Origin of the sequence: Agrobacterium sp. ST15.16.024 (assembly GCF_027956545.1) — a bacterium.
Taxonomy (GTDB): Bacteria; Pseudomonadota; Alphaproteobacteria; order Rhizobiales; family Rhizobiaceae; genus Agrobacterium; species Agrobacterium cucumeris.
On record NZ_JAQKGO010000001.1, the window covers coordinates 669,620 to 694,596 of the forward strand.

The 24,977-nt window shown below is 59.8% G+C and carries 30 protein-coding genes; 13 read left to right on the forward strand and 17 right to left on the reverse strand.

Going from position 1 to position 24,977, the window contains the following annotated elements:
- Window positions 1-2: 2 nt before the first annotated feature.
- Genes PL640_RS03215 through PL640_RS03230 form a run of 4 tightly spaced genes read right to left on the reverse strand, consistent with a single transcriptional unit; the run spans window position 3 to window position 2,842 of the window.
- Window positions 3-938: a histone deacetylase family protein gene (locus PL640_RS03215; protein WP_271360777.1), complete on the reverse strand. Its 936-nt coding sequence runs from the start codon at window positions 936-938 to the stop codon at window positions 3-5.
- A 25-nt stretch (window positions 939-963) separates the two neighbouring features.
- Window positions 964-1,527: a biotin transporter BioY gene (locus PL640_RS03220; protein ID WP_137452278.1), complete on the reverse strand. Its 564-nt coding sequence runs from the start codon at window positions 1,525-1,527 to the stop codon at window positions 964-966.
- 5 nt (window positions 1,528-1,532) lie between these two features.
- Complete coding sequence (locus PL640_RS03225; protein ID WP_271360778.1) at window positions 1,533-2,165, reverse strand: energy-coupling factor transporter transmembrane component T family protein; 633 nt, start codon at window positions 2,163-2,165, stop codon at window positions 1,533-1,535.
- Entirely contained in the window at window positions 2,162-2,842 is a 681-nt protein-coding gene (locus tag PL640_RS03230; RefSeq protein ID WP_137452276.1) for an energy-coupling factor ABC transporter ATP-binding protein, read from the reverse strand. Before PL640_RS03230 ends, PL640_RS03225 begins: the two co-directional genes overlap by 4 nt.
- Window positions 2,843-2,952: 110 nt before the next feature.
- Between PL640_RS03230 and PL640_RS03235 the strand changes: the two genes are divergently transcribed.
- Together PL640_RS03235 and PL640_RS03240 are read left to right on the forward strand one after the other, a co-directional pair.
- Window positions 2,953-3,249 carry a hypothetical protein gene (locus PL640_RS03235; RefSeq protein ID WP_271360779.1) on the forward strand — a complete coding sequence of 99 codons (297 nt, stop codon included), beginning with the start codon at window positions 2,953-2,955 and terminating at the stop codon, window positions 3,247-3,249.
- A gap of 83 nt (window positions 3,250-3,332) precedes the next feature.
- Window positions 3,333-4,529 (forward strand): winged helix-turn-helix domain-containing protein, encoded by a 1,197-nt coding sequence (locus PL640_RS03240; protein WP_271360780.1) that lies wholly within the window; start codon window positions 3,333-3,335, stop codon window positions 4,527-4,529.
- Between the two features lie 266 nt (window positions 4,530-4,795).
- On the opposite strand, the gene ribB is transcribed toward PL640_RS03240, so the two are convergent.
- The 3 genes from ribB to PL640_RS03255 all read right to left on the reverse strand — a co-directional run bounded on the left by ribB (window position 4,796) and on the right by PL640_RS03255 (window position 7,477).
- The gene (gene ribB / locus PL640_RS03245) at window positions 4,796-5,896 is read right to left on the reverse strand and encodes a 3,4-dihydroxy-2-butanone-4-phosphate synthase (protein ID WP_065115034.1); all 1,101 of its coding nucleotides are present in this window, start codon (window positions 5,894-5,896) and stop codon (window positions 4,796-4,798) included.
- A gap of 91 nt (window positions 5,897-5,987) precedes the next feature.
- Window positions 5,988-7,082, reverse strand: coding sequence for a chorismate synthase (aroC, locus tag PL640_RS03250; RefSeq protein WP_271360781.1), 1,095 nt, complete (start codon window positions 7,080-7,082; stop codon window positions 5,988-5,990).
- A 5-nt stretch (window positions 7,083-7,087) separates the two neighbouring features.
- Entirely contained in the window at window positions 7,088-7,477 is a 390-nt protein-coding gene (locus tag PL640_RS03255) for a hypothetical protein (protein WP_271360782.1), read from the reverse strand.
- A 40-nt stretch (window positions 7,478-7,517) separates the two neighbouring features.
- On the opposite strand from PL640_RS03255, the gene PL640_RS03260 reads away from it, so the two are divergent.
- Window positions 7,518-7,778 (forward strand): DUF1344 domain-containing protein, encoded by a 261-nt coding sequence (locus tag PL640_RS03260; RefSeq protein WP_006309807.1) that lies wholly within the window; start codon window positions 7,518-7,520, stop codon window positions 7,776-7,778.
- A gap of 257 nt (window positions 7,779-8,035) precedes the next feature.
- Here PL640_RS03260 and PL640_RS03265 read toward each other — a convergent pair whose 3' ends face one another.
- The 4 genes from PL640_RS03265 to PL640_RS03280 all read right to left on the reverse strand — a co-directional run bounded on the left by PL640_RS03265 (window position 8,036) and on the right by PL640_RS03280 (window position 11,385).
- On the reverse strand, window positions 8,036-8,629 hold the full coding sequence (locus tag PL640_RS03265; protein ID WP_110757313.1) for a histidine phosphatase family protein: 594 nt from the start codon (window positions 8,627-8,629) through the stop codon (window positions 8,036-8,038).
- Window positions 8,630-8,661: 32 nt separating this feature from the next.
- A complete protein-coding gene (gene fabI / locus PL640_RS03270; RefSeq protein WP_271360783.1) occupies window positions 8,662-9,480 on the reverse strand; it encodes an enoyl-ACP reductase FabI in 819 nt (272 codons plus the stop codon).
- A gap of 131 nt (window positions 9,481-9,611) precedes the next feature.
- Window positions 9,612-10,727, reverse strand: coding sequence for a DnaJ C-terminal domain-containing protein (locus PL640_RS03275; protein ID WP_271360784.1), 1,116 nt, complete (start codon window positions 10,725-10,727; stop codon window positions 9,612-9,614).
- 208 nt (window positions 10,728-10,935) lie between these two features.
- Window positions 10,936-11,385, reverse strand: coding sequence for an RT0821/Lpp0805 family surface protein (locus PL640_RS03280; RefSeq protein WP_142839910.1), 450 nt, complete (start codon window positions 11,383-11,385; stop codon window positions 10,936-10,938).
- A gap of 56 nt (window positions 11,386-11,441) precedes the next feature.
- On the opposite strand from PL640_RS03280, the gene pdxH reads away from it, so the two are divergent.
- Window positions 11,442-12,062: a pyridoxamine 5'-phosphate oxidase gene (gene pdxH, locus PL640_RS03285; RefSeq protein ID WP_142839221.1), complete on the forward strand. Its 621-nt coding sequence runs from the start codon at window positions 11,442-11,444 to the stop codon at window positions 12,060-12,062.
- Between the two features lie 30 nt (window positions 12,063-12,092).
- Here pdxH and PL640_RS03290 read toward each other — a convergent pair whose 3' ends face one another.
- Complete coding sequence (locus PL640_RS03290; RefSeq protein ID WP_161991142.1) at window positions 12,093-12,872, reverse strand: sulfite exporter TauE/SafE family protein; 780 nt, start codon at window positions 12,870-12,872, stop codon at window positions 12,093-12,095.
- 151 nt (window positions 12,873-13,023) lie between these two features.
- Between PL640_RS03290 and PL640_RS03295 the strand changes: the two genes are divergently transcribed.
- Window positions 13,024-13,329, forward strand: a complete 306-nt coding sequence (locus tag PL640_RS03295; RefSeq protein WP_271360785.1) for a MazG nucleotide pyrophosphohydrolase domain-containing protein — start codon at window positions 13,024-13,026, stop codon at window positions 13,327-13,329.
- Window positions 13,330-13,383: 54 nt separating this feature from the next.
- On the opposite strand, the gene PL640_RS03300 is transcribed toward PL640_RS03295, so the two are convergent.
- From PL640_RS03300 to PL640_RS03320, 5 genes are all read right to left on the reverse strand, one after another.
- Window positions 13,384-13,761 (reverse strand): hypothetical protein, encoded by a 378-nt coding sequence (locus tag PL640_RS03300; RefSeq protein WP_271360786.1) that lies wholly within the window; start codon window positions 13,759-13,761, stop codon window positions 13,384-13,386.
- A gap of 128 nt (window positions 13,762-13,889) precedes the next feature.
- Window positions 13,890-14,564, reverse strand: a complete 675-nt coding sequence (locus PL640_RS03305) for an HAD family hydrolase (RefSeq protein ID WP_271360787.1) — start codon at window positions 14,562-14,564, stop codon at window positions 13,890-13,892.
- Between the two features lie 4 nt (window positions 14,565-14,568).
- Window positions 14,569-15,006: a bleomycin resistance protein gene (locus tag PL640_RS03310; protein ID WP_110757604.1), complete on the reverse strand. Its 438-nt coding sequence runs from the start codon at window positions 15,004-15,006 to the stop codon at window positions 14,569-14,571.
- Between the two features lie 328 nt (window positions 15,007-15,334).
- Window positions 15,335-16,750, reverse strand: a complete 1,416-nt coding sequence (gene tldD, locus PL640_RS03315; protein ID WP_271360788.1) for a metalloprotease TldD — start codon at window positions 16,748-16,750, stop codon at window positions 15,335-15,337.
- Window positions 16,751-16,833: 83 nt separating this feature from the next.
- Window positions 16,834-17,358 carry an invasion associated locus B family protein gene (locus PL640_RS03320; RefSeq protein WP_003494243.1) on the reverse strand — a complete coding sequence of 175 codons (525 nt, stop codon included), beginning with the start codon at window positions 17,356-17,358 and terminating at the stop codon, window positions 16,834-16,836.
- 446 nt (window positions 17,359-17,804) lie between these two features.
- Between PL640_RS03320 and coxB the strand changes: the two genes are divergently transcribed.
- The 8 genes from coxB to PL640_RS03360 all read left to right on the forward strand — a co-directional run bounded on the left by coxB (window position 17,805) and on the right by PL640_RS03360 (window position 24,930).
- Complete coding sequence (coxB, locus tag PL640_RS03325) at window positions 17,805-18,668, forward strand: cytochrome c oxidase subunit II (protein ID WP_305765180.1); 864 nt, start codon at window positions 17,805-17,807, stop codon at window positions 18,666-18,668.
- A 17-nt stretch (window positions 18,669-18,685) separates the two neighbouring features.
- On the forward strand, window positions 18,686-20,395 hold the full coding sequence (gene ctaD / locus PL640_RS03330) for a cytochrome c oxidase subunit I (protein ID WP_142839226.1): 1,710 nt from the start codon (window positions 18,686-18,688) through the stop codon (window positions 20,393-20,395).
- A 388-nt stretch (window positions 20,396-20,783) separates the two neighbouring features.
- Window positions 20,784-21,737, forward strand: coding sequence for a heme o synthase (locus PL640_RS03335; protein ID WP_142839227.1), 954 nt, complete (start codon window positions 20,784-20,786; stop codon window positions 21,735-21,737).
- Window positions 21,737-21,868: a hypothetical protein gene (locus PL640_RS03340; protein ID WP_003521105.1), complete on the forward strand. Its 132-nt coding sequence runs from the start codon at window positions 21,737-21,739 to the stop codon at window positions 21,866-21,868. The genes PL640_RS03335 and PL640_RS03340 overlap by 1 nt, the downstream gene beginning before the upstream one ends.
- Before the next feature lie 28 nt (window positions 21,869-21,896).
- A complete protein-coding gene (locus PL640_RS03345) occupies window positions 21,897-22,514 on the forward strand; it encodes a cytochrome c oxidase assembly protein (protein ID WP_142839228.1) in 618 nt (205 codons plus the stop codon).
- A 58-nt stretch (window positions 22,515-22,572) separates the two neighbouring features.
- On the forward strand, window positions 22,573-23,448 hold the full coding sequence (locus PL640_RS03350) for a cytochrome c oxidase subunit 3 (RefSeq protein WP_142839229.1): 876 nt from the start codon (window positions 22,573-22,575) through the stop codon (window positions 23,446-23,448).
- A 350-nt stretch (window positions 23,449-23,798) separates the two neighbouring features.
- Window positions 23,799-24,185, forward strand: coding sequence for a DUF983 domain-containing protein (locus PL640_RS03355; protein ID WP_052817424.1), 387 nt, complete (start codon window positions 23,799-23,801; stop codon window positions 24,183-24,185).
- Between the two features lie 10 nt (window positions 24,186-24,195).
- Window positions 24,196-24,930: an SURF1 family protein gene (locus PL640_RS03360; protein ID WP_271361446.1), complete on the forward strand. Its 735-nt coding sequence runs from the start codon at window positions 24,196-24,198 to the stop codon at window positions 24,928-24,930.
- The last annotated feature ends 47 nt before the right edge of the window (window positions 24,931-24,977 follow it).

Consider the following 24,977-nt stretch of genomic DNA (forward strand, 5'->3'; position numbering starts at 1 on the left):
GTTCAACCCTTCATCATTCTCAAAATATGCATGGCTGCCGATTCCGCCAGCCCTTCCAGATCATAACCACCTTCAAGCAGGCTGACGACCCGGTTCGATGTGTATTTGTCGGCCATTTCCAGAAGCCGGCCCGTGGCCCAGTCGAAATCCTCTCCCACCAGATTGATCTGCGCCAGCGGATCGCGGTGATGCGCGTCGAAACCGGCGGAGATGAGGATGAGATCAGGCGAAAAATCGGCAATCGCCGGCAGCACGCGGGATTTGAAGGCCTCGCGAAAATGATCGCTGCCAGTGTTGGGCGAAAGCGGGGCGTTGACGATATTGTTCTTCGCGCCGGTTTCGTTTTTATCGCCGCTCCACGGGTAAAGCGGCATCTGGTGGGTGGAACAGAACAGCACTGATGTGTCGTCCCAGAAAATATCCTGCGTGCCGTTGCCGTGATGCACGTCCCAGTCGATGATGGCGATACGTTCTGCGCCATGTTTTTTCTGAGCATGGCGGGCAGCGATGGCCACATTGTTGAAAAGACAGAAACCCATGGCCTTGGCGGTTTCCGCATGGTGGCCGGGCGGGCGGGCGGCGACGAAGACATTGTCGGCAGCGCCGGTAAACACGTCATCCACCGCAGCCATTGCCGCACCGATGCCGGTCAGCGCCGCCTGCAGGCTTTTCGGCGAGGCATAGGTATCCGCCTCGATGCGGTTGATCTCGCCATCCTCTTGCGGGATCTGCCGCATGACGGCAAGCAGATGCTCTTCCGGATGCGCCAGCAGCACTGCATCCTCATTGGCCTGCGGCGCTTCTTTCCGTTCCAGCCGCTCGAAATTCGGATGTTCGAGTGCGATGTTCAGCGACCGCAGGCGGTCCGGCCGCTCGGGGTGGCCGGGAGGCGTGATATGCTCCAGGAAGATCGGGTGTTCGTATAAACGCGTCGCCATGCTTTTCCTCCCGAAGAAAGTCTGTTCAGGCGCGCTGTGGCAGAAGCGGATAACCTGCCATCACGGCACGGCCGGCCAGTGCTGCAAGAACGGCCTTCAGCGCATCGCCGGGAATGAAGGCGAGCGAACCCATGAAGGCCTTTTCGAAACCAAGCCCGACGACCAGCGCCAGATAGGTGATGCCGAAGGCATAAAGCACCACCACGCCGCCGATGAGGCTGGCGACGAAGAAGCCAATACCCTGCGCCAGAGCGGACTGGCTGCGATTGACGAGTTTTTCCGAGAGCGTGCCGGTGACGAAGACGGCCGCGATCCAGCCGATCAGGAAGCCCGTCGTCGGCGTGGTGAAGATGGAAAGACCACCGCGTCCGCCCGACAGGACCGGCAGGCCGATGGCGGCAATCAGGATCGTCAGCAGAACCGCGAGCGTGCCGCGCTTCGCACCCAGCACGACGCCGGCCAGCATGACGCCGAGCGACTGCGCGGTGATCGGCACGGGAACGAAACCGAGCGTGATCGGCGGCAGAAGCCCAAGTGCGATGATGATGGCGGAAAACAGCGAAATCAGCACAAGGTCGCGGGTCGTCATGGCGCTCAAAACTCCGGATGGTTATCTGGCGCCAAGCTTTGGCCTCTGAAACCGCGCGCGTCAATGGCGTCGGCAATGGCATCGGCATCCTTCAACGTCATAATGACGAGTGGCATGATGATGGTCGCCATGCGCACGGGCAGACCGCGCGCCCGGTGTGCGTCACGCACCGCATGATACCGGTTGACGATCTCAGGCACGAAACGCACGACGAGCCCGACCGCAAGCCCGATATCGGCAGCCTTGACCAGCCCGAGCCTTTCGAGAGGGGCGGCGGCAAGCGTGATCTCATCCATGAACTGCGAGATGCTGACTGTGATTGTGACGGCGGTGGCAAGCAGCGCCAGCGCCGTCAGCCGCAAAAGATTGACTGTCGCATCATGGGCCGGGAGCAAAAGATAGCTGAAGGCCGCGACGAGGAAAATGGTCAGCATCACCGGCCGCAGCCGCAGGCCGATCTCCCGCAAGGATAGCCGCGTCTCGCGCAGGATGGCGGCCGCGAGAACCACGGCGCATCCCAGCAACAACAGATCGCGGGTAAGGAACAGCGCGATGCTGAAGCCCATCAGCGTCAGGAGCTTGAGGCGCGGCGAGACGCGGTAGAGCCAGCCCGTGCCTTCAACGTGCAGCGATTTCATCGCGCCACCGCCGCGAGATATTGCGCCACGGCCTCTTCAGGTGCGGCGTCCGCAATCAGCGCGCCGCCGTGGAAAACCAGCACACGGTCGAAGCCTTCAAGTAGCGGCAGATCATGGGTGATGACGATGAGCGACTGCGACAGCGTCGCCATGGTCTTTTCCACGACAGCCCGGTTTTTGAGATCAAGCTGGTTGGTCGGCTCGTCGAGAATAAGGATGTGCGGTTCGGTAACCAGAAGCGCGGCCAGCGCCGCAAGCTGCAGCTCCCCGCCGGAAAGCTCATGCGCGCGCCGTTCTTCAAGATGGGAAATGCCGAGCCGGGCAAGAACGGCCTTCACCCGGGCTTCGGTTTCCGCCTTGCCGAGACCGAGCCGTTTCAGCCCGAAGGCGACATCGTCTCGCACGATCGGCAGGATGATCTGGTTCTGCGGATTCTGGAAGATGAAACCAACCGTCTGCAAGACCGCCTTGGCGTCCGTCACGGTGTCGAGACCGTTCACCGCAACCTTGCCCTCGCTCGGCTTGTTCAGCCCGTTGATCAGCCGCGCAAAGGTGGTCTTGCCGGAACCATTAAGGCCGATCACGCCGATACGCCGTTCCGTCAATGTCAGAGACAGCGGCTGCAGGGCCTGCCGGCCCTCGAAAGCGACACCGGCGGCGTCGAAACGGATTTCCAAGCTTTTAGTCCTCAGGTCGATTTTCCCCGTCCTATATCCCGTCACAAACAGAAGTAAAAGGCGACGTGGGAATCAGATATATTCCGCATCAAGATTGCTGGGAGGCTCAAATGATCCTGCATACCCCATGTGAAGCTCTGCATTCGGCTAAATGCCTTGAACTGCGATATGACGGATACGTTCGCGGGGTTGAGGTCCATGCTGTCGGCGTTACGGATGAAGGAAACAGCATTATGCTGGTGTGGCAGGTCCGAGGCGGCAGCAATAGCGGCGAGCGCCAAGGCTGGAAGCTTATGCGGCTCGACGAAACATTTTCTATCCATTTGATTGACGAAAAGTCCTTTGCGCCCCGTGCTGGGTACAAACGAGGGGACAAAGCCATGGCCTCCATACGATGCCAGATTTAACAGGCGGCGATCCTGAAACCAAAAAATACTGGAACAAAAAAAGAACATTGCAATCCTGAAAAAGCCGTCATACCTTCTGCTCCATGGTGATCAAGGTTTCAAACGAAGCGGCAAGACGAATTTTTCTGGCGCGGCAGGGGCTTTCCTCGCCGCCCGGCAAGGCGCTTTCCAAGAGCGACCTGCTGCAGCTGATAACCGATATCGGTTTTGTGCAGGTGGACAGCATCGGCACGGTGGAGCGCGCCCACCATCAGATCATCTTCTCCCGCAACCAGACCTACAGGCGTGATCATCTGACCACGCTTTTGGAAAAGGACCGGGCGCTGTTCGAGCACTGGACACATGACGCTTCCATCGTGCCGACGGAATTTTATCCCTATTGGAAGCACCGCTTCCGCCGCCGCGAGCCGATCATTCAGGAGCGCTGGCGCAAATGGCACGGCGAGGGTTTCGACGCCGCTTTCGGTGAAACGCTGGAGCGCATTGCGGCAACCGGGCCGGTTCTGGCGCGGGAGTTGAAAGAAGAGGGGCACCAGTCCGGCGGCTGGTGGAACTGGCATCCGTCCAAGACCGCGCTCGAATATCTCTGGCACACCGGCAAGCTGGCGATTGCCGGCCGGGTGAATTTCCAGAAGGTCTATGACCTCGCCGAACGGGTCATTCCCGGCGAGCATCACGAAACCGAGGTGGAGCATGCGGAATTTGTCGACTGGGCCTGCCGCGAAGCACTGAAGCGGCTGGGTTTCGCCACCCATGGTGAAATCGCCGCCTTTTTCGATCTCGTCACCCCGCAGGAGGCGAGGGACTGGGTCAAAAGCCATCGCGATGAGCTCTGCGAGGTCTCACTTCTTGCAAGTGACGGGGACACTGCCCGCCCGTCCTATGCCTTTGCCGGTTTCACCGCCGACCTGACCGACGTGCCGGAACCCGCATCCCGCGTCCGCGTCCTCAGCCCCTTCGATCCGCTGTTGCGTGACCGCAACCGCACGGAGCGGCTGTTCGGCTTCTATTACCGCATCGAGGTCTTCGTGCCGGAGCCGAAAAGGCAATATGGCTATTATGTCTTCCCGCTTCTGGAGGGCGACCGCGTGATCGGTCGCATCGACATGAAGGCGGATCGCAAGCGTAGCACGCTGGATGTTCGGCGCCTGTGGCTGGAACCGGGCGTGCGTGCCTCGGCGGGCCGGCTGGAGAAGCTCGACGCGGAGCTGGCGCGGCTCGCGAAGTTTACGGGTGTTGAGAGCGTGAATTATCTGGAGCGCTGGCGGGAGGAAAGCTGAAGTTTTTCGCTCTGGACACTGTGAGAGTGACATCCCACCACGCGACGCCATCTTCGCAGCTGAGGTAGCCCGGCGTCGCCGCGTGTTTCTTCTCCCCGCCGGGGAGAAGGTGGCCCGAAGGGTCGGATGAGGGGGCAAGCTCTCCGAAATCCGGCAAGGGCGCCCCCTCATCCCGCTGCCGCGGACTTCTCCCCCTCGGGGAGAAGAAACAAGGGGCACCCACTCGCTTCACAATTGCCCTGGAAAACCAAAGGCAAACCCCAAAATCAGCAGATATCCGTCGCCGAAATCTGGATGCCGAAGCCTTCAAGCCCGACATAATGACGTTCGCGGGTGGTCAGCAGCTTGATGGAGCTGATGCCGAGATCCTTGAGAATCTGCGCGCCGAGACCGATTTCCAGCCATTCGTTTTCGCGCGAACGGGCCTGGGCATGCGCTTCGTCCGGGTCACGCGCCTTGCGTCGTCCGGCCACCTGGCCAACGCCAACGGAGCCTTCGCGCAGATAGACGATGACGCCGCGGCCTTCCTCGGCGATCTTCTGCATATAATGCCGCACCGGCTGGCGGTCGCCGAACACGTCGTCGGCGACGTTTTCGGGGTGCAGGCGAACGGGAATGTCAATGCCGTCCCTGATATCGCCGAAAATCACCGCCATGTGCTGCATCGGATCCCAGGGCAGGGAATAGGTCTGCGCCTTGGCCGGTCCGAAGGGCGTCTCGATGGTGAAGGAGGATTCCATCTCCACCAGCGTTTCCTTGCGTTGGCGATAGGCGATGAGATCGGCGACCGAAACGTGTTTCATGCCGTGTTTGTCGGCAAAATCCAGAACCTGCGGGCCGCGCATCACGCTGCCATCATCATTCACCAGCTCGCTGATTACGCCGATAGGCGGCAGACCGGCGAGACGGCAGAGATCGACCGCCGCTTCGGTATGGCCGGAACGCATCAACACGCCGCCCTCACGGGAAATCAGCGGGAATATATGGCCCGGCCGGGTGAAATCGGAAGCGCCGACATTGGGATTGGCGAGATTGCGCACCGTCAGCGTGCGGTCATCGGCGGAAATACCCGTCGTTGTGCCGTGCTTGAAATCGACGCTGACGGTGAAGGCCGTCGTATGGGCGCTGTCATTTTCCGCCACCATGGCGTTGAGGTTCAGCCGCTTGGCCTCCTCGCGCGGCATTGGCGCGCAGACGATGCCTGACGTGTGGCGCACGATCAGCGCCATTTTTTCAGGCGTGCAATGAACCGCTGAAATGATCAGATCGCCTTCATTCTCGCGGTCGTCATCGTCGGTCACAACGACGATTTCACCGGCTTCGAAAGCGCGGATGGCGTCGACAACGCGTTTCTGGTCATAGGCCATGGCGATATCCCCTCACTTCAGAGCAACGGTTCGTTGCTCTTTTTGTTTCTTTAGCGGATTGTCCGAAAACCGCTTCACACTTTTCGGTCCGCTAAAGCCGGCCGGTCTGGCCGCGATCCCTCAGATAATGGTCGGCAACGGTGCAGGCCACCATCGCCTCACCAATCGGCACGGCGCGAATCCCGACGCAGGGGTCGTGGCGGCCCTTGGTGCGCACATCGACATTGTTGCCGTCGGTATCGATCGACAGGCGCTCCGTCAGAATGGAGGAAGTGGGCTTGATGGCGAAGCGGGCGATGACGGGCTCACCGGTCGCGATGCCGCCCAGAATGCCGCCGGCATGGTTGGACAGGAAAATCGGCTTGCCGTCATTGCCCATGCGCATCTGGTCGGCATTTTCTTCACCGGAAAGCTCGGCCGAGGCGAAACCTTCGCCGATCTCCACGCCCTTGACGGCGTTGATCGACATCAGGCTGGAGGCGATATCCTGATCGAGCTTGGCATAAATGGGGGCGCCGATGCCGGCAGGAACCCCTTCCGCCACCACTTCCACGACCGCGCCAATCGAGGAGCCTGCCTTGCGAATGCTGTCCAGATACTCTTCCCAGACAGGCACCATCGCGGCGTCAGGGCAGAAGAACGGGTTCTGGTCGACCTGATTCCAATCCCAGTTATCGCGGTTGATCTTGTGCTTGCCGATCTGCACCAGCGCGCCGCGCACATTGAGGCTCGGCACCACCTTGCGGGCGATCGCACCGGCGGCGACACGCGCCGCCGTCTCGCGCGCGGAAGAACGCCCGCCGCCGCGATAATCACGAATGCCGTATTTCAGATCATAGGTATAATCCGCATGGCCGGGGCGGAACCGTTTGGCGATCTCGCCATAATCCTTGGAACGCTGGTCGGTGTTTTCGATCAGCATGGAAATCGGCGTGCCCGTCGTGATCATCGTCTCGCCGTCCTCATCCAGCATCACGCCGGAGAGAACCTTGACGATGTCATCCTCGCGCCGCTGGGTGACGAAACGGCTCTGGCCGGGTTTGCGCTTGTCCATCCAGTGCTGCACCTCGGCAAGGGTAAAGCGCAGGCCGGGCGGGCAGCCATCCACCACGCAGCCAAGTGCCGGCCCATGGCTTTCTCCCCAGGTGGTAACGCGAAAAAGATGACCGAAGCTGTTATGCGACATAGTTCTCAAAACCGGAAAACAGGGCGCCTGCGGGTAGCGCCGTTTAAAACAAGCGGATTTGTCTTAGTGTAAATCCCGACAAGGCAAAAGCCTTTCTTTCGCTGCGGCAGGATAAGTGCCGAACACGACATCGACAGGCGTCTTCCCCCTCCCGCCGACAGGCGCCGGTTTGAGAGTGCGCGGCGATTCGGGCCGGCGAGCGCGGTTTTTCGAGATGACGGAAATGTAAATGCGCCGCCGTTTTCCACGTTTATCCGCAGTTTTCCAATATTGCCGCGAAATGCGGTGTAAAAATCACTAACGGCTTGAACACGATCCCAAATCCGTTCATCAATTGGGCCGAAAATGTCATGGTTGCGGGCAATTTCCGCCACATTCGAAAGGCAATTCTTCATGCATGTAAGGTTTTCACGCAAATCCACGAAAGCTAGATCGATGCGTATGATGATTGCCGCCCTTCTGGCCACCGCCAACCTGCTGATGCCGATCAACAGCTTCGCCCAGAGCGTCGATGTGGAAGGCACGATCAGCAAGATCGATGCGAACGGGCTGAGCATTACGCTCAACGACGGCAAGACCTATCGCGTGCCGGAAGAGTTCAACTTCGAAGGTTTGAAGGCGGGCGTGAAGGTCGTGGTTTTCTACACGGAAGTGGATGGGAAACGCGTGGTCGACGATCTTCAGGTCGTTGAGTAAGGCGGCTCGGGTTTACGCATCATCATCCTAAAACCGCCGTTGTGAAATGAGCGTTTGCACCTTGTTTCTTCTCCCCGCCGGGGAGAAGTCCGCGACAGCGGGATGAGGGGGCAAGCTCTCCGAAATCCGGCAACGTCACCCCCTCATCTGACCCTTCGGGCCATCTTCTCCCCGGCGGGGAGAAGAAATATGCGGCACCGTCCTGCGAATATACAAGCGTCTCAAAGACGCCGCCGAGGGCTATTCCCGGTGATCCCTCACGACACCCACTCCGCACTGTTCCCGTCGATCTCGACCTTCAAAATCCGGTCCTGCGGGATTTGCGTGCGCGAGGCCTCATCCTTGTCCATGCCGGACACCAGCCGGAAGATCGAGCGGATGACGCCGCCGTGGCAGACGCAGACTGTCGGCCTGTCCACGGAGGAGAGCCATGCGCCGATGCGCCAGGAGAGGATTTCATAGCTTTCGGCGTCCTGGCCGGGGGGAATGAAATCCCACTTGTTGGCCTTGCGCGCCTTCACCCGGTCGGGAAACTCTTTTTTGAGTTCCGGCAGCGTCTGCCCCTCCCAGTCGCCGAAGGAAACTTCGATCAGGCGGTCGTCGGTGCGGTAGGCAAGGGGGTCGAGACCCATCGCGCCGCGCATCAGTTCCATGGTTTCGCGCGTGCGCCCAAGCGGGCTTGCCACATAGTCGAAATCCGTGGCCTGCTCGCCGAGCAAATGGGCGAGCAGCCTGCCATTGCCGACCGCCTGCTGGCGGCCGAAATCATTGAGCGGAATGTCTTTCTGGCCCTGAAGCCGGCGTATCGCATTCCAGTCCGTTTGTCCGTGCCGGATCACATAGACGAGCAAGGCGATACCCCTGTTTCAAGCATTCCTGATGGTTAGTCCTTCACCACCGAAATGTCAGGCGCATCCACCGCCTTCATACCGATAGTGTGATAACCGGAATCGACATGGTGGATTTCACCGGTCACGGCGGTCGAAAGATCGGACAGCAGGTAAAGCGCCGATTTGCCGACTTCCTCGATGGAAACAGTGCGCTTCAGCGGCGCATTATATTCGTTCCACTTGAGAATATAGCGGAAGTCGCCGATGCCGGAAGCGGCAAGCGTCTTGATCGGGCCGGCGGAAACGGCGTTGACGCGGATACCGCGATTGCCGAGGTCGACGGCGAGATAACGCACGCTGGCCTCAAGAGCGGCCTTGGCCACGCCCATGACGTTGTAGTTCGGCATGACCTTCTCGGCACCGTAATAGGTGAGCGTGATGATCGAGCCGCCATCATTCATGATGGGCTCCGCACGCTTGGCGACAGCGGCCAGCGAAAACACGGAAATATCCATGGTGCGGTTGAAATTGTCGCGGCTGGTGTCGAGGTAACGACCCGTCAGCTCGTCCTTGTCGGAAAACGCAATGGCGTGCACGACGAAGTCGATCTTGCCCCAGTGCTTTTCCAGCGACGCAAAAACATCATCGATCGTTTCGAGGTCCGTCACGTCACAGTGGCCAGCCATGAAGGCGCCAAGTTCCTGTGCGAGCGGCTCGACACGCTTCTTCAGCGCGTCACCCTGCCATGTGAGTGCGAGTTCCGCACCTGCATCCGCGCAGGCCTTTGCAATGCCCCAAGCGATTGAACGATTATTGGCGACGCCCATGATGAGGCCGCGTTTGCCAGCCATGAGGCCGGATGCCTGAGCCATTTTATGCTCCCTGATACTTTCGATTGATCCTGCCTATGGCATAGGCTGCAATCCTGTTCAAGATTGCCAAAGATCATCAACTGTTAGGGAACGTAACAAAGGGTGCGTTGTCCCGGCTATTCGCAAAACTTTCACAAATAGAGGCCTTCGCGCATGTGGCGCATGAGGTCGGTCACCTTTTCATCCGGCTTTTCGAGCAGAACAATGCGCAATTCGATGACGAGATCGCCATATTCACCCTTGCCATCGGCAAGGCCCTTGCCGGCAAGCCGCAGCACGCGGTCCGAGCCAGACCAGGCCGGAATGCTGAGATTTTCTTCGCCAAGCGGAGTGCGGACTTTCGTTTCGCAGCCCAGAACCGCATCACCAAGCGAGATCGGCAAAGTCGTGTGAATATCGAAGCCGCGAATGGAAAAGGCGTCGTCGCGTGCGGCAAGCAACGTCACGGCAAGATCGCCGCGCGCCATGCCGGGAAGTTTCAGCCCCTGTCCCTTTAACCTCACCACATGGCCGTCGGTCATGCCGGGTTCCAGCTGGAAGCGGGCTTCCCGCTCTTCGGCAAGCCCGATGGTAACCCATTTGCGCTCTAGAAGATCGGCAACCGTGATGGTGGCTTCGGCCGTAATGTCAGGTGCCTTTTCCGCAACCGGCTGCGGCGTGCGGAACCGGCGTACAAGGGCGCTGAAGAGATTGCCGGCAAGCGAGGCGGGCGTGTATTTGTCGTCAGTGGCGGCCGGTTGTGCCGTCTCACCCGTCCCCGGAATGTCGCTTTTTGTGCCGCTGGCCGCAGCCTTGGCCGCTTCCGCCGCCTGCTGCACCTTGGGGTCGTTCTGCGCATCGGCCCCGAAAATACGCTCGACGATATCCTCGGCCGTCTCAGGTTTCCCGTCGGTTTTCTGGCCGGTCTGCGCCCGGTTGCGGGCATCGGCGCGGGCCAGTTCCTCCATCAGCTTCTCAGCCGCCTTGGCGCGTTCGGCAGCCTCGCGCGCTGCCTCCCGCTGCTGCATGATGGTTTCGCCGCGCTTCTTCTTCTCGGCCGCCTGGCGGGCCTGATCGTAAAGATCGCGCTTCTTGGGGTCTTTCAAAAGGTCATAAGCCTGCCCGACTTCGGCGAATCGCGCCGAAGCATCGGGATCGTCGCGATTGGCGTCCGGATGGACGGTTTTCGCCTTCGTGCGCCAGGCAGCCTTGATTTCCTCATGGCGGGCGTCACGTTTCACGCCGAGGATCGAATATGGATCGCGCATGCGAAACACCAGTTACGTTGGCTCAGTCTGCCGCCGTTCATGGCGCAATCCTGAAACTAACCCCTCCGAAAAGGGATGCCGCGATCATTCACGTACACGCCCTCGGTTTAATCAACGTCGACTGTTGCAATAAGTTGCTAATCACTCCTTTACGCAGGAAGCGCGGCGCGGGGTGGCCGGGCTTATTCCATGCGCCAAGGTAAATAGATTATTTCTGCTCGAAGCGGGTCATCAACCACTCGCCGGTTTCCGAGAGGCAGGCCTGTCCGGAATACGCGGCCACACCTTCGAAGGAGTGGCGCGTCGTCCTGAAATCGCGGCAGACGAAACCGCTGGATTTGTCTTCGTGAATGGCCGTCACGACGCCGGCGCTGCCGGTTGAGGCATTGGCCCAGGGCAGCGGCTGGTCGGCAAGTTTGGCAAGATCGGCCGATGTTACCGCGTTGCGGATGGTCGCATCATCGGTCTGCTGGCCATTATTTTGCTGGTTGGGAACGGAGGCCGTGGAGAGCGAGCGGTCGACCTTGTCGCCGCCGAAGAGATCGAGGCTGACACAACCGCTCAGCACCACGAGCATGGACACGACGGCGGAAACTTCCGCGATCGACGAAAGGAGGCCCTTTGTTCGACTGTTCGACTTTGCTATGACGGTCACCATCTTTCGCCAGAAATCATCTCTGGGGTCCAAATCAGCTCGGGAGCATTTTAGTCAATATGTCGGAAACGGGGTTAACATCCAGTGACTTCACGGAAGAAAATGAACCTTTCACCCTTTTTGCCGAATGGCTGAAGGATGCGACGGCTTCCGAAATCAACGATCCGAACGCGGTAGCGCTCGCAACCGTCGATGAAAATGGCCTGCCGAATGTGCGCATGGTGCTGTTGAAAGACGTCGATGATCGCGGCTTCGTTTTCTATACGAACTTCGAAAGCCAGAAGGGCCGCGAGATCCTTGGCCAGAAAAAAGCGGCCATGTGTTTCCACTGGAAAAGCCTGAGACGGCAGGTGCGTCTGCGCGGCGAGGTGGAGATCGTCACGGATGCGGAGGCGGATGCCTATTACGCTTCCCGCCCGCGCGGCAGCCGCATCGGCGCCTGGGCGTCCAAGCAGTCGCGACCGCTGGAAGGCCGTTTCGCGCTGGAAAAGGCCGTGGCCGAATATACCGCCAAATATGCCATCGGCGATATTCCGCGCCCGGCCCACTGGTCCGGTTTTCGCATTCGCCCGGTCAGCATCGAATTCTGGCACGACCGCAAGTTCCGCCTGCATGACCGTGTCGAATTCCGCCGCGAGACGCCGGATGCGCCATGGTCGAAGGTTCGTATGTATCCTTGAAGGCGGGGAGGGCAGGCCGGTGCGGCCTGCCTATTTCAACAGCGAATCGAACAGCGGCAGGCCGATGACGGCGGAAATGGCGATCAGGCCGTAGCAGATGCGTCTGAATGCGGCCTCATCGGCAAATCCGTGCAGGCGCGCGCCGGCATAAAGACCCGCCCCGTAAAACGGCAGGGCCAGCAGGAAAAAAACGAAGACATCGGCGGTGAAAAGACCACCGAAAAAATAGCTAGCCGTCGAAATCACGGTCGAAACCGCGAAATAAAGAATGACATTGGCGCGCACGAAGGCGCCTTTGAGCGCCCCGCCAAGCCAATAGGCAACCACGGGCGGCCCACCCAGTTGCGCCGCACCCGAAAACAGCCCGGCCAGAAATCCGGTAAACAGTGTCAGAGGCGTCTTCGGCCGCCCGCTATACCGCCAGCCGGACAGCAGAAATAACAGAAGCACAACGACCACGGTGGAAATGATCCAGCGCAGGGTCAACGGATCGCCATGGGAAAGCAGCAGGGTTCCAAGCGGCACGCCGACAAGTGCGCCTGCCGCCATGGTGAAAACCTCACGCCGGTCCGCCATGCGAAAGGCTGGCGGTATCATGCCAAGCGTCAACACGCCGTCCACCACCAGCAGAACCGCTGACGCGATGCGCGGCCCGACGATCGCGCTTGCCAGCGGAATGAAGATCAACGCTGCGCCGAAGCCGGAAAAGCCGCGGGCGAGACCGGCGAGAAACGCCGCACCCGCAAACATGGCCAGCAGCGACGGGCTATGGGCGGTGATGAGGGACGAGAAAAAATCGAGATAAGGCATGGGTGACGGCACTGTTTCGAATGACTGTTCCTATCGCGACGGCGGGCATCTGTCGCGGAGATTTCCGTTCAGGGTCGCGAAACATCCTTTCGGATCGACGCGGCCGGAGAATCGTGGTTAGAGTTGTAGCGCACGAACAAAGGATGAACAAATGTTTGCTGACACGATGCGTCGGTTTGAAGAGGCCTCGCAAAAATATGCCGCCGAAAACGGAATATTCCGCGATCCGGACTGGTACATGCTGAAGCTTCAGGAAGAGGTTGGCGAAGTCACGCAGGCCTGGAACCGGCTGACGGGGCGCGGGCGCATCAAGGGTAGGAGCAAAGAGGAGATGAAGCGGGATCTGGCCGACGAAACCGCTGATCTCCTCGGCCATGTGCTGTTGCTGGCCCATTATAACGGTCTCGATATTGAAGGAGCGATCGAGCGAAAATGGCGTTTCAGGCCCGGGAGCTGACGATCCGCTGAGAAGGCTCGATCGTTGCGGCATCGTGCCTTTGGTCTGGTGTTTTTATGACAGCGAGACGATAAAGAACAGGATCGCAAGAACGGCGGCTACCGGGGTCATGACCAGCCGTTCTGCGCGGCTCTTCGACATTGCGTTCAATCCAATGCTCACCGCAAGATAGCAGGCGATGATCCAGATACCGGGTTCGATCCAGCTTGCCGGCCAGATCGTTGCGAAGCCCGCCTTTTGCAGCGGAAAAGACGCCATAAGGCCGTAGATCGCAAGAGAAGCGACGCTTGCAATTCTTTGCCTGACCGGCAGCACACGGCTTGCGCCGCCCCAGGCAAAACGGCCGAAAGGCGCACCGGCGGCGAGGGTGATCTGAAACGCGGAGAGAGCGAGCAATATAAGCGTCGCGAGCGACACGGCGACAAGCTGCATGACCACTCCGGTTATGGATGCGCCGACGGAGGCGCCTGACCAATATCGGCGTTCCGGCCGCTACGACCTCTGCTATAAGTCCAAATGGCGAAAGGCGTGTGACGCGCATTCATACCATGGCTCACTTTTCAGAGCCGTAAAAGCCGTGCGTCTTGCAGCATGTCTGCCACCGCATGGAGATCGCCCATGACGGCAACGCACTTTTCCCGCATTTCCTCGGTCGGCGGCGCCACATCCGGCACCATGATCGTCATCATGCCGGCCGAAGAGGCGGAGCGGACGCCGGAATAGGAATCCTCGAGCGCCAGGCAGCGGCCCGGCTCGAGGCCGAGGCGCTTTGCGGCAGTGAGATAGGGCATGGGTGCGGGTTTCGGTTCGGTATAATCGCCGCGCGCCACGATGGTGTCGAAGCGCCTGAGAAGATCGTAAGGGCCGAGATGGCGTGTAACCGATGTGTGCTGCGAAGATGTTGCGATGGCGCGGCGGATATCCAGCCGGTCGAGAAGATCGAGGATTTCGGCGACGCCGGGTTTCAGCGCCACACCCTCCGCCATCATCACACCGAGATGCCGCAGCCACGCGTCGCGAAAAGCATCCATGGGAAAATCCGCGCCGTAATCGGCAAAGATGGTGCCGGTGATGACATCCCAGGGACTGCCACAGACCTTCTGATAGGTCTCGACCTGCATTCCATGGCCGCCTTCCTCCGAAGCCGCCAGAAATGAATCGCGATAAAGCACCTCGCTTTCAATCAGCAATCCGTCCATGTCGAAAACAACCGCATGCGGGCGAAAGGGCAGCATGGGCTCAACCGAACCGGAAGGGGCGTTCGCCCAGGCTCTCGAACGGGCGGATCAGATAACCGTCCGGATCGGCGACGATGAATTGCCGATTGCCGACCTCGACCGTGCCGCGCCTGTACCACTTCTCTTCCGGCGCCAGGACGAGGTCGATCGAAGACCGCTCCAGCCGCGTCAGAATGGGTTGCAGGGAAGGAACGGCGAGTTGCAGGTTCATGCCGCGGCCCAACGGAAATTCCAGCCCGGCATTATCAGCCACGAAGGTCCGGGTCGCACCGATCTGGTCGATCATCACCTGTGCCTCATCGAGCGCAAGATAGGCGAAGCCCTCTTCGGGCCGCTCATAAACCACATGAAAACCGATCAGGTCGCAATAAAAGGCGCGGCTTTTCAGCCAGTCGGTGACGGCAAGTTCCGGGACGAGGGCATTGCGTATGATGGTCATGGTCTCCTTGTGCCGCGCAGGCCCGGCGGTGGGAGGAGGGCCTGCCGTGAGGGTGATCTTATCGTCTTCTCGGTGAGGTGCCAGAGGAAACCTCATCATGGCAGCCATGTGCAAGGTTATGGGCTGGGATTGCTGCGGCAGGCTCAACATTTCGCGTGACCGCAACTCTCTCTGCCGTCATGCCGGACTGAATCCGGCATTCGGCCAGCCCAAGTCCTGGGGCGGACAAGACTCTTCTCGCCGCGCAGACGCGCGTCGGCTGGATACCGGCTCAGGGCCGGTATGACGGAATTTGGGACAGACCGCAGTGATCCAAACTCCGAATTCCTTACGCCTTCGTACCGCCAACGGTGATCTGGTCCATGCGCAGATGCGGTTGGCCAACGCCGACCGGCACCCATTGCCCGGCCTTGCCGCAATTGCCGATGCCCGTATCCAGTTTGGAATCATTGCCGATCATCGAGACGCGCTTCATCGCATCAGGTCCGTTACCGATCAGCATGGCGCCCTTCACCGGCGCGCCGATCTTGCCGTTCTCGATGAGGTAAGCCTCGGTGCAGCCGAACACGAATTTGCCTGATGTAATATCCACCTGTCCGCCACCGAAGGAAACGGCATAAATGCCCTTCTTGACCGAGGCGATGATTTCTTCCGGCGTTTTGTCGCCTGATAACATGTAGGTATTGGTCATGCGCGGCATCGGCACATGCGAATAACCCTGCCGGCGGCCGTTGCCGGTGGCCTTTGCGCCCATCAGCCGGGCATTCTGGCGGTCCTGCATATAGCCCACCAGCCGGCCATTCTCGATCAGCACATTATAAGCGGATGGCGTACCTTCGTCGTCGATGGTGAGCGAACCGCGACGGCTGTCGATGGTACCGTCATCCACGACGGTGACGCCGGGGGCGGCCACCATCTCGCCCATCAGGCCGGCAAAGGCCGAGGTCTTCTTGCGGTTGAAATCGCCTTCCAGACCGTGACCGACGGCCTCATGCAGCATCACGCCCGGCCAGCCGGAGCCGAGCACCACATCCATAGTGCCAGCAGGTGCATCAATGGCGGTCAGGTTGACGAGCGCCTGGCGCAGCGCTTCATCCGCGCCACGCTGCCAGCTTTCCGTGGTAATGAAGTCGCCGAAGCCGACGCGGCCGCCAATGCCGTAGGAGCCGCTTTCCTGCCGGTCGCCTTCGCCGGCAACGACGGAAATATTGATGCGGGTCATCGGGCGGATATCGCTGACGCGATGGCCATCGGCGCGCAGAATATCCACCACCTGCCAGCTTGCGGAAATCGTCGCCGTCACCTGCCGAACGTTTTCGTCCTTATCACGCAGATAGGCATCGATATCGGTGAGGAGCTTCACCTTTTCCTCAAAGCTCGGGCTGCCGATCGGGTTTTCGTCGCCATAGAGCTTCTTGTTGGTGCGCTGGGGTGCGGCGGCATAGGAGCCGGAATAACCGCGGGTGACGGCGCCGACTGCATCCGAAGCGCGCTTCAGCGCGCCTTCGGAAAGCTCGCCGGCATGGGCGTAACCCACCGTCTCGCCGGCAACGGCGCGCAGGCCAAAACCCTGATCGGTGTTGAAGGAGCCGCCCTTGAGCCGGCCATTGTCGAAGGTCAGTGATTCGGCCTGGGCATGTTCGATGAACAGCTCGCCATCGTCAGCGCCGACGAGCGCCTCTCCGACGAGCTTGCGCAATTGCGTTTCATCGCAATCGAAGAGTTTTACAAGATCGTCGGTCATGGGAGGCTCCAGTCATTATCGTTCAATGACCGATTTAGGCACTGGAGCGGGCAGACGCAAGGCTGCCCGTTGATGACGAGGCGTTACGGCAGTGCGTCGTAGCCTTCGGCAAAGCCGGTCAGCTCGATCGGAATGCCGACGCGGTCCTGATCGACGGATTCACGCAGCGCAAAAACGGCGGCCTTGCCAGCGCGCAGAACCTTCAGCAGCTCGTCGTCAATATCCACTTCCACATAGCAGCCTTCGGAGAAGCAGCGGGTGAAATAGGCGCGGCCGATATTATTATTGTCGATATAAAGCTCCATGCCATCCTTCAGCAGAACGCCAAGCGGCGCGAGGATACGCAGGATGCGCGACTTGCGGTCGGCGGTCTTCAGCACCACCACCGAAAGCCCCACTTCCGGGCGGTCGTCGGCAATGACGTTCTGCATCAGGGCGCATTGCTCTTCCGACGCGCCGGCCGGCTTGTCGCAGATGACGGACCATGCGCCATGCGTCGACTTCGGCGTGCCGGGCGGCTGCTGTTGCGCCAGCGCCGCAGCGGCGGGGGCGATGATGGCAAGACCGGCGGCGGCAAGAAAAGTGCGCGCGAGCGGGGAAAGACGCATGGATACCTCTGGGATTCGAATCAGTGCGGCTATTTTGACGCCATAATCCGGAAAAAAAAGCCTTGGAACCTCAATTCCAGCGGAGTTGGGCGGAAATAGGACCTTTCCGCTTTGTTCATGTGCGTAATTTCTCCGCCCGCCACCCCACCTCCGGCCTCGGCTGGCAGGCCACAAAACCCTCTGAAAGAAGGGCCTGTGCCGCATTCTGACTGTTTGAAAGCGGTCGCGGCCTATCCATCGGGGTGCGGAGTGCGGGAAAGTCGACCGCCAATTGACCAATGGCAAAATTGGCTGGCATCCGTGTCCCGACGCATATTGCGGCAGAGGACAAACTGTGGTTTGAAGTTAGTACCATTAGCATGGATTCTGCGTCTGTGATTGATCTAGATCAGACGCGTGAGGGAGAGGGTACCGTGAGGAATAGGATTTACGCAGCATTGGCGGGGATGACCTGTCTGCTCACGGCTGTCGGCGCCCACGCCGATCAGCCGGTGCATTGGCAAATGGGCATGCAGGAGGCCGCCACGCCGATCATGCACGAAATACGCTGGTTCGAACAATATACGCTTTGGTTCATTGTTCCGGTTACGCTTTTCGTTCTTGTGCTGCTCATCATCGTTGCCCTGAAGTTCCGCGCCGCGAAAAATCCGGTGGCTTCCAAGACCAGCCATAATACGGCGATCGAGGTTGTCTGGACGCTGGCGCCGGTGCTCATTCTCCTGTTCCTTGCTTTCCCTTCGTTCAATCTTCTGAACGCGCAGCTGACCCAGCCGGAAAACCCGGACCTGACGCTGAAGGCGACCGCCACGCAATGGCTGTGGAGCTATGAATATGCCGCGGCCGAGGGCGCAGAGCCGCTCTCCTTCGACAGCTATCTGCTGAAGGAGCAGGATCGCGCTGCTGCGGGCAAGGAGGACAAGGCCCGCTATCCGCGTCTTCTTGCGGTAGACAATGAAATGGTCGTTCCGGTCGGCAAGACCGTTCGCCTTCTGGTGACGGCGGCTCCGACCGATGTCATCCACGCCTTCGCCATGCCCGCTTTCGGCGTCAAGATCGATGCCGTTCCGGGTCGTCTCAACGAAACATGGTTCAAGCCGGAGAAGGAAGGCCTTTATTACGGTCAGTGTTCCGAGCTTTGCGGCAAGGACCACGCCTTCATGCCCATCGCCATTCGGGTGGTTTCCGAACAGCAGTACAATGCCTGGCACGCCGCCGCCGCTTCAGATCTGAACGGCGCGAACCGGGCGCTGATGGCCTCCGTCGACGGCGCTCCGCGCACGGTTGACGTTGCCGCCAACGAAACCAACTGACGACTGGAGTGACGACAATGGCTGGACCTTCCGCACACGACGATCATCACTCGCATGGTCAATCCGAACACGATGCGCATGCGCATGACGATCATTCTCATGATCATTCCCATAAGCCGGGCTTTTTCGCTCGCTGGTTCCTGTCCACCAACCACAAGGACATCGGCACGCTGTATCTGATCTTCGCCATCATGGCGGGCATCATCGGCGGCGGCCTTTCGGTTGTCATGCGCATGGAGCTGCAGGAGCCGGGCATCCAGATCTTCCACGGTCTGGCGTCCATGGTTTACGGCTTCGAGGGCGATGCTGCCATCGACGGCGGCAAGCACATGTTCAACGTGTTCACCACGGCGCATGCGCTCATCATGATCTTCTTCATGGTCATGCCGGCGATGATCGGCGGTTTTGCCAACTGGATGATCCCGATCATGATCGGCGCTCCTGACATGGCTTTCCCGCGCCTCAACAATATTTCCTTCTGGCTGATCGTTCCGGCCTTCATCCTGCTGCTCCTGTCGCTCTTCGTTGAAGGCCCGGCGGGTGCTTATGGTGTGGGCGGCGGCTGGACCATGTATCCGCCGCTATCGACCAGCGGCATGCCGGGACCGGCGGTGGATCTGGCGATCTTCTCGCTGCACGTTGCCGGCGCGTCTTCGATCCTTGGCGCCATCAACTTCATCACCACCATTCTCAACATGCGCGCCCCGGGCATGACGCTGCACAAGATGCCGCTGTTTGCCTGGTCGGTTCTCGTCACCGCATTCCTGCTGCTGCTGTCCTTGCCGGTTCTGGCAGGTGGCATCACCATGCTTCTGACCGACCGTAACTTCGGCACGGCATTCTTCTCGCCGGAAGGCGGCGGTGATCCGATCCTCTACCAGCATCTGTTCTGGTTCTTCGGCCACCCGGAAGTGTACATCCTGATCCTGCCCGGCTTCGGCATCATCAGCCACATCATTTCCACCTTCTCCAAGAAGCCGGTCTTCGGTTATCTCGGCATGGCCTATGCCATGGTCGCCATCGGCGCGGTCGGCTTCATCGTCTGGGCGCACCACATGTATACGGTCGGCCTGTCGCTCGAAGCGCAGCGTTATTTCGTATTCGCAACCATGGTCATCGCGGTGCCGACAGGTATCAAGATCTTCTCGTGGATCGCGACCATGTGGGGCGGTTCGTTGACCTTCTCGACCCCGATGATCTGGGCGATCGGCTTCATTTTCCTCTTCACGGTCGGTGGCGTCACCGGTGTGCAGCTCGCCAATGCCGGTCTCGACCGCTCGTTGCATGACACCTATTACGTCGTGGCCCACTTCCACTACGTTCTGTCGCTCGGCGCAGTCTTCGCGATCTTCGCCGGCTGGTATTACTGGTTCCCGAAGATCACCGGCTACATGTATAGCGAGTTCATCGGCAAGCTGCATTTCTGGGTCATGTTCGTCGGCGTGAACCTGATCTTCTTCCCGCAGCACTTCCTCGGTCTCGCCGGCATGCCGCGCCGCTACATCGATTATCCCGATGCCTATGCCGGCTGGAACCTGGTGTCGTCTTACGGCTCCTATATCTCGGCCGTTGCTGTTGGCATCTTCCTCTTCGGCGTCTGGGAAGCCTTCGCCAAGAAGCGGATCGCCGGCAACAACCCCTGGGGCGAGGGTGCGACGACACTCGAATGGCAGCTGTCTTCGCCGCCGCCTTACCACCAGTGGGAACAGCTTCCGCGCATTCGCTGAATACCGGACCGGAAGGCGCGGGCGCTGCTCGCGCATTCCGGTTGCTGAAACAGGGGACGGCGTGGTTGCGTCCGTGCCGTTTCCAAAGGCGGGTTGGTCCATTGCCGCGTGACATTTTGTCCAAGCGAAGCCTGACGTCCGACATGATACATGCCCGGATGTGATAAATGCCAAGTTTGGCCTTTATGAATGAGCAGGCGCAGACGAATGGCGGGGTGGGCGCGGCGACAGGCCGGGGGAATGGTATCGGTTTTGGCCGATGCCGCCCATGCCGAAACGTTCGGACCCAATGAATTGACGCATCGCGCATGCCGGAAATCACCTTCGTTTTCGGGCCGGTGCAAGGGATGTCGCGGCAAGTGGCATCTGAAGGAAAACAGGACAGGAAATGACCGTTATCGACAATCGCGACATGCTGGGTGTTGAAAGCTCCGAACTCTCGGAAGCCGGCGCGCGCGATTATTTCGAATTGCTGAAACCGCGCGTCATGTCGCTGGTCGTCTTCACGGCCTTTGCGGGCCTCGTGCTGGCGCCGGGCGAAATCAACCCGGTGCTTGGGCTCATCGCCATTCTCTGTATCGCGGTCGGCGCTGGCGCATCCGGCGCGCTGAACATGTGGTACGATGCCGATATCGATGCCGTGATGAGCCGCACCGCAAAACGGCCGATCCCTTCGGGCCGCATCGCGCCGCGTGAGGCCCTGGCCTTCGGGCTGACGCTGTCAGCCTTTTCGGTGGTCATCCTCGGCCTTGCGGTCAACTGGTTCTCCGCCGGCCTGCTCGCCTTCACCATCTTCTTTTACGCCGTCGTTTATACGATGTGGCTGAAGCGCTCGACGCCGCAGAATATCGTCATCGGCGGTGCTGCCGGCGCTTTCCCGCCCATGCTCGGCTGGGCCTGCGTCACCGGCGGCGTTTCGCTTGATAGCGTCATCCTGTTCCTCATCATCTTTTTGTGGACGCCTGCGCATTTCTGGGCGCTGGCGCTGTTCAAGATGCGTGATTACGGCTCCGTCGGCATTCCGATGATGCCGAATGTGGCGGGCGAGCGCTCCACCAAAAACCAGATGATCGTTTACGCCGTGCTGACGGCGGCCGCTGCCGTCGCGCCGTATTTCACGGGTCTGGCAAGCGCCGGTTACGGCATTTTCGCCGCGGTGCTGAGCGCTATCTTCGTTTATTGTTCGCTCGATGTACGGCGCATGCCCGAGGGTGACGAGAAGATGCTGCCCGCCAAGAAGATGTTCGCCTATTCGGTGCTTTACCTCTTCGCCATCTTTTCCGGCCTTCTGGCCGATCATTTCGCTCCGGCCCTGAAGGCCGTGATTTCGGGAGTTCTGTGATGGAAACGGTGGAACTGAGCGCGGCGCAGAAAAAGTCGAGACGCGGACGCAACATCGCGCTCGGCGTCCTGCTCGCCGGTCTGGTGGTGCTGTTCTACATCATCACCATCATCAAGATCGGCTCGCATTAAGGGCTGATTGAGGGGAGAGGAGGAGGACATGGCGAATATGGAAACGCAGACGGTGGGAACCGGCAGGCAACGGGTGAGCAATCGCTCCATCTTGGTGCTCTGTCTCGTATTTTTCTGCGCCATGATCGGCATGGCCTATGCCGCCGTGCCGCTCTACACCCTGTTCTGTCGCGTCACCGGTTATAACGGCACGACCCAGCGCGTCGAGCAATATTCCGACGTCATCCTCGACAAGACCATCAACGTCACCTTCGACGCCAACACGTCGAACGGCCTCAACTGGGATTTCCAGCCGGTCGACAGGATGGTCAAGCCGAAGATCGGCGAAACGGTGCAGGTGACGTTCAAGGCGACCAACCGCTCGCCCGTGGCGACCACGGGAACGGCGGTCTTCAACGTCACTCCGATGGAGGCGGGCGCCTATTTCAACAAGGTGGAGTGTTTCTGCTTTACCGAAACGACGCTGCAGCCGGGCGAAACACTGGAAATGCCGGTGGTTTTCTTTGTCGATCCCGACATCGCCACGGCGCGCGAAACCAAGAGCATTCATACTTTGACGCTGTCCTATACGTTTTATCCGGCCAAAACCGAAAAACCGGTTGCGTCCTTGCCGGTAAAGACCGAATCTGGCGAAAGCAAATTGTGAGAGGAGATCTGGCCTTCTTGAGGCCGGATCAGGGAAGAGATACCAGGGGATTGTCGCAATGGCAGACACGCATCAGAAGAACCACGACTACCACATCATAGACCCAAGCCCCTGGCCGCTTCTGGCCTCGATCGGCGCTTTCATCCTGACCTTCGGCGGCGTCTGTTACATGCGTTACCTGTCGGGCGGCTCGTTCAAGCTGTTCGGTGCGGAACTCGCCAACCCCTGGCTTTTCTATATCGGTCTCGTCATCGTGCTTTACACCATGTATGCGTGGTGGGCGGATACGATCAAGGAAGCCAATGAGGGCAGCCATACCCGCGTCGTGTCGCTGCATCTGCGTTACGGCATGATAATGTTCATCGCTTCGGAAGTGATGTTCTTCGTGGCGTGGTTCTGGGCCTATTTCGATGCCAGCCTCTTCCCGCATGAGGCCATTCAGGCGTCCCGCCTTGAATATACCGGCGGTCAATGGCCGCCCAAGGGTATCGAGGTCATCGATCCCTGGCACCTGCCGCTCTACAACACCGTTATCCTGCTTCTGTCGGGCACCTGCGTCACCTGGGCGCACCATGCGCTGCTGCACAATGACCGCAAGGGCCTGATCAGCGGCCTCGCGCTCACCGTGGCGCTCGGCGTTTTGTTCTCCACCGTGCAGGTTTACGAATACATTCACGCCCCGTTCGATTTCAAGAACTCGATCTATGGCGCGACCTTCTTCATGGCCACCGGTTTCCACGGTTTCCACGTCTTCGTCGGCACGATCTTCCTTCTGGTCTGCCTGTTCCGCGCCATTGCCGGCGGTTTCACGCCCAAGCAGCATTTCGGCTTCGAAGCGGCTGCCTGGTACTGGCACTTCGTTGACGTTGTCTGGCTGTTCCTGTTCTTCGCCATCTACATCTGGGGTGGCTGGGGCGCGCCGGTTCACGGTTAAACGACGTCGGATCGTCTACCACGTTGCTTCTGAATCGAGCGGGTACCGCACATTTCTTCTCCCCGCCGGGGAGAAGTCCGCGGCAGCGGGATGAGGGGGCTACGGTGAAGATAGACCGATAGCTCGCCCCCTTATCCGACCCTCCGGGCCACCTTCTCCCCGGCGGGGAGAAGAAAGTCGCGGCGCCGGCTCGCAACAAACAAGTGCCCGGGTTCTGAGGCAAGCTTCCAGGAGATTGGACGTCATTCTCGGGCTTGTCTCGAGGATCCATAGCCCGTTGAAATCGTGGGTCGTCGGCTCAAGCCCGAGGCGGACGGACGAGGGGTCAGGCAACTTCGCGGGAGGTCATCATGTCAGAACCATCAAACGGCAATTTTGCGCCTGTTGATCCCATCAAGGTGGGCTTGAAAGGCTGCTGCCCGCGTTGTGGCAACGGCCGGCTGTTCGACGGTTTCCTGACGCCGAAACCGGCCTGCAGCGCCTGCGGGCTGGATTATGGTTTCGCTGACGCGGGTGATGGTCCGGCGGTCTTCGTCATGTTGATCGTCGGTTTTCTGGTTGTCGGGCTGGCGCTGTGGTTCGACCAGCGTTTTGCGCCACCCGTCTGGGTGCATGTCATGCTCTGGTTGCCGTTTACGGTGATTGTCTCGCTCGTGCTACTGCGCAAGCTCAAGGGCATCATGATTGCGCTGCAATACCGCAACAATGCAAGCGAAGGCAGGCTTGATCGTGAATGAGGTTTCCCACATGAAGGCGGCGGACAGACGGGTCTGGTTCGCCGCGCCGCTGGTGCTGCTGGCGCTTGCCATCCTTCTCGGGCTCGGCACCTGGCAGGTGAAACGGCTTTACTGGAAAGAAGCGCTTATGGCCGATATCGAGGAGCGGCTGAGCGCGAGCCCGGTTCCGCTTGCCGATATCGAGGCAATGGCGAAAAGCGGCGGCGATATCGAATATCGCAAGGTCAGGCTCTCAGGCACGTTCGATCACGGCCGCGAGCGCCATTTCTTCGCCACCCATCAGGGCCGAACCGGTTATTACATCTATACGCCGCTGACGCTTGCCGATGGCCGCATCCTTTTCGTCAATCGCGGCTTCGTGCCCTTCGAGATGAAGGAACAGGCCAAACGGGCCGAAGGACAGGTAACGGGCGAGGTGGTAATAACAGGGCTGGCCCGCGCGCCGCTGGTCGCAAAACCCTCCTCCCTGCTGCCGGATAACGATATCGCCAAGAACATCTTCTACTGGAAGGATCTGGCGGTGATGGCCTCGAGCGTCGATATCCCATCCAACCGGCTGGTCAACCTCTTCGTGGATGCCGACAATGCGCAAAATCCCGGCGGCTGGCCGCAGGGTGGCGTGACGCTGATAGATTTGCCCAACAATCACCTGCAATATGCGATAACGTGGTATGGCTTGGCCTTGGCCCTTGTCATCGTCGTTGGTTTTGCCTATTTCCGGAACCATAAGGCGCGCGACGAATAATGTGCGCCCCGCCCGGCAAAGGGCAGGCTATCGGGCAAGGCATGGAG

What these genes read in the sequence shown, in the direction of transcription:
- PL640_RS03290 (WP_161991142.1), bottom strand. Translation starts at nt 12,872, where the DNA reads ATGCCTTATCTCGATTTTTTCTCGTCCCTCATCACCGCCCATAGCCCG.
- fabI (WP_271360783.1), bottom strand. Translation starts at nt 9,480, where the DNA reads ATGGCTCAGGCATCCGGCCTCATGGCTGGCAAACGCGGCCTCATCATG.
- PL640_RS03340 (WP_003521105.1), top strand. Translation starts at nt 21,737, where the DNA reads ATGGAAACGGTGGAACTGAGCGCGGCGCAGAAAAAGTCGAGACGCGGA.
- PL640_RS03360 (WP_271361446.1), top strand. Translation starts at nt 24,196, where the DNA reads ATGAAGGCGGCGGACAGACGGGTCTGGTTCGCCGCGCCGCTGGTGCTG.
- PL640_RS03280 (WP_142839910.1), bottom strand. Translation starts at nt 11,385, where the DNA reads ATGGTGACCGTCATAGCAAAGTCGAACAGTCGAACAAAGGGCCTCCTT.
- PL640_RS03275 (WP_271360784.1), bottom strand. Translation starts at nt 10,727, where the DNA reads ATGCGCGATCCATATTCGATCCTCGGCGTGAAACGTGACGCCCGCCAT.
- PL640_RS03260 (WP_006309807.1), top strand. Translation starts at nt 7,518, where the DNA reads ATGCGTATGATGATTGCCGCCCTTCTGGCCACCGCCAACCTGCTGATG.
- coxB (WP_305765180.1), top strand. Translation starts at nt 17,805, where the DNA reads ATGACCTGTCTGCTCACGGCTGTCGGCGCCCACGCCGATCAGCCGGTG.
- PL640_RS03350 (WP_142839229.1), top strand. Translation starts at nt 22,573, where the DNA reads ATGGCAGACACGCATCAGAAGAACCACGACTACCACATCATAGACCCA.
- PL640_RS03240 (WP_271360780.1), top strand. Translation starts at nt 3,333, where the DNA reads ATGGTGATCAAGGTTTCAAACGAAGCGGCAAGACGAATTTTTCTGGCG.
- PL640_RS03255 (WP_271360782.1), bottom strand. Translation starts at nt 7,477, where the DNA reads ATGAAGAATTGCCTTTCGAATGTGGCGGAAATTGCCCGCAACCATGAC.
- PL640_RS03235 (WP_271360779.1), top strand. Translation starts at nt 2,953, where the DNA reads ATGATCCTGCATACCCCATGTGAAGCTCTGCATTCGGCTAAATGCCTT.
- PL640_RS03215 (WP_271360777.1), bottom strand. Translation starts at nt 938, where the DNA reads ATGGCGACGCGTTTATACGAACACCCGATCTTCCTGGAGCATATCACG.
- PL640_RS03345 (WP_142839228.1), top strand. Translation starts at nt 21,897, where the DNA reads ATGGCGAATATGGAAACGCAGACGGTGGGAACCGGCAGGCAACGGGTG.
- aroC (WP_271360781.1), bottom strand. Translation starts at nt 7,082, where the DNA reads ATGTCGCATAACAGCTTCGGTCATCTTTTTCGCGTTACCACCTGGGGA.
- PL640_RS03305 (WP_271360787.1), bottom strand. Translation starts at nt 14,564, where the DNA reads ATGCTGCCCTTTCGCCCGCATGCGGTTGTTTTCGACATGGACGGATTG.
- tldD (WP_271360788.1), bottom strand. Translation starts at nt 16,750, where the DNA reads ATGACCGACGATCTTGTAAAACTCTTCGATTGCGATGAAACGCAATTG.
- PL640_RS03355 (WP_052817424.1), top strand. Translation starts at nt 23,799, where the DNA reads ATGTCAGAACCATCAAACGGCAATTTTGCGCCTGTTGATCCCATCAAG.
- PL640_RS03310 (WP_110757604.1), bottom strand. Translation starts at nt 15,006, where the DNA reads ATGACCATCATACGCAATGCCCTCGTCCCGGAACTTGCCGTCACCGAC.
- PL640_RS03225 (WP_271360778.1), bottom strand. Translation starts at nt 2,165, where the DNA reads ATGAAATCGCTGCACGTTGAAGGCACGGGCTGGCTCTACCGCGTCTCG.
- PL640_RS03335 (WP_142839227.1), top strand. Translation starts at nt 20,784, where the DNA reads ATGACCGTTATCGACAATCGCGACATGCTGGGTGTTGAAAGCTCCGAA.
- PL640_RS03300 (WP_271360786.1), bottom strand. Translation starts at nt 13,761, where the DNA reads ATGCAGCTTGTCGCCGTGTCGCTCGCGACGCTTATATTGCTCGCTCTC.
- PL640_RS03295 (WP_271360785.1), top strand. Translation starts at nt 13,024, where the DNA reads ATGTTTGCTGACACGATGCGTCGGTTTGAAGAGGCCTCGCAAAAATAT.
- PL640_RS03220 (WP_137452278.1), bottom strand. Translation starts at nt 1,527, where the DNA reads ATGACGACCCGCGACCTTGTGCTGATTTCGCTGTTTTCCGCCATCATC.
- pdxH (WP_142839221.1), top strand. Translation starts at nt 11,442, where the DNA reads ATGTCGGAAACGGGGTTAACATCCAGTGACTTCACGGAAGAAAATGAA.
- PL640_RS03320 (WP_003494243.1), bottom strand. Translation starts at nt 17,358, where the DNA reads ATGCGTCTTTCCCCGCTCGCGCGCACTTTTCTTGCCGCCGCCGGTCTT.
- ribB (WP_065115034.1), bottom strand. Translation starts at nt 5,896, where the DNA reads ATGGCCTATGACCAGAAACGCGTTGTCGACGCCATCCGCGCTTTCGAA.
- ctaD (WP_142839226.1), top strand. Translation starts at nt 18,686, where the DNA reads ATGGCTGGACCTTCCGCACACGACGATCATCACTCGCATGGTCAATCC.